The sequence below is a fragment of the Cognatiluteimonas weifangensis genome (genome assembly GCF_003416885.1).
GTDB classification, from domain to species: domain Bacteria; phylum Pseudomonadota; class Gammaproteobacteria; order Xanthomonadales; family Xanthomonadaceae; genus Cognatiluteimonas; species Cognatiluteimonas weifangensis.
The window spans coordinates 1-1,391 of record NZ_QVPD01000024.1 but is presented as its reverse complement, the minus strand read 5'-3'; the positions used below and the strand labels follow the sequence as shown (position 1 = coordinate 1,391).

Here is a 1,391-nt window from a genome sequence, read left to right as displayed (position 1 = left end):
GACCATGGAGGGTCCACGACCCGACTTAAAGACAGGAGGTCGTCAGGAGGGCGCAGCACCCCCAGCCCGCCGGGCGGCGACTCCTGCCGAAGCCGATCTTTCGAGCGCAGGACACCGTGGCCCGCGCCCCAACTTGAAGACAGGACGTCGTCAGGAGGGCGCACCACCCTCAGCCCGCCGGTGGCGATTCTTTCCATTTCCGGAATGGGAGAAGTAAGCCGGGCTTCCCCGGTGATGGACCGTCTTGAGCACGGCATTCGGGAAGCACTGAATAACCCGTCGCCATGCCACGCCGGAGCGGTGGCTTCAGTGTGCTCGGGCCACCTCTGCCGCGCGGTCGCATCACGAGCATCCTGCCGCTCAGCGCTCTTCGTTTTCCTTGCGGGTAATGATGGTGATGTGACCGTTGGTCTCCAGCAGCGCCTGGTGGATGTGGTCGAGCTCGCCGCAGCCGGACTCGCGCATCGCCTTGTCGAAGTCGGCGCGGCTGACCAGTTCGCGCTTGAGCACATCGCGGAAGACATGGCCGTCGCGCGCCAGCTCGACCGGCTCGCCCTCGATCAGCCTGCGCACCGGCGGATAGCGCGCCGACAACCACGCGACCAGGTAATTGAGCCCGATCAGGCAGGCCGAGAGCAGCAGCGCCGCCGTCAGCGAGTTGTCGCCGCCGTTGAGGCCGTTCTGCACCGCGTTGCCGATCAGGATCAGCAGCACCAGATCGAACGGCGTGAACTGCCCGACCGCGCGCTTGCCCGACACCCGGATCAGCACCATCACTGCCATATAGACCGCGACCGCCCGCAGCACGAACTGCCACCACGGCGCCGACAACCCGAACAGCTCGCTCATGACTCGTCTCCGGCCACCGTCCGCCGCCAGCATCCCACACCGCTCGCGGCAGGGGTGTCGCGCGGCGAAGCCACCGGGACGCCATGGCGCAACACCGCCCCACGGAGCAAAGCCCCGCTTCCCAAGGGCGCGGCAAACCCGCGGGAGACGTCGGCACCGGGAACCTTGGGCTTTCATGCTTTGCAAACAACGCAGGCACGAAAAAGATTTTTCTCCCAAACACGGAAACCTCTATGCGTGGGAGCCGGCAGCCAGGCCTGCAAAAGGCACGCCTTCAATCCGTCCCCGAGCGTGGAAGCTTCTGCGGGAGAGTGCGGGACACGCTGTGAAGACTTTCCTTCAAGCGCCGAAGCCTCTGCGAGGGAAGCCGGCGACCCGGCCTGTGCGCGGCACGCCGTAAGTCCATCCTTCCAGTGCGGCAGCTTCTGCAGGGGAAGCCGGTAGCCCGGCCTGTGCGGGACACGCCGTGAATACGTCCCTGTAGGCTCCTCGGCGGCATCCATGCCGCCGACGGTCCCGCACAGGCCGGGCCACCGGCTTCC

Annotated in this window: 1 protein-coding gene; it reads right to left on the bottom strand. The window is 66.6% G+C overall.

Annotation, left to right across the window (positions count from 1 at the left end; genetic code table 11):
- Nucleotides 1-360 precede the first annotated feature (360 nt).
- Nucleotides 361-849, bottom strand: a complete 489-nt coding sequence (locus D0Y53_RS12465; RefSeq protein ID WP_117203651.1) for a DUF421 domain-containing protein — start codon at nucleotides 847-849, stop codon at nucleotides 361-363.
- Between the last annotated feature and the right edge of the window lie 542 nt (nucleotides 850-1,391).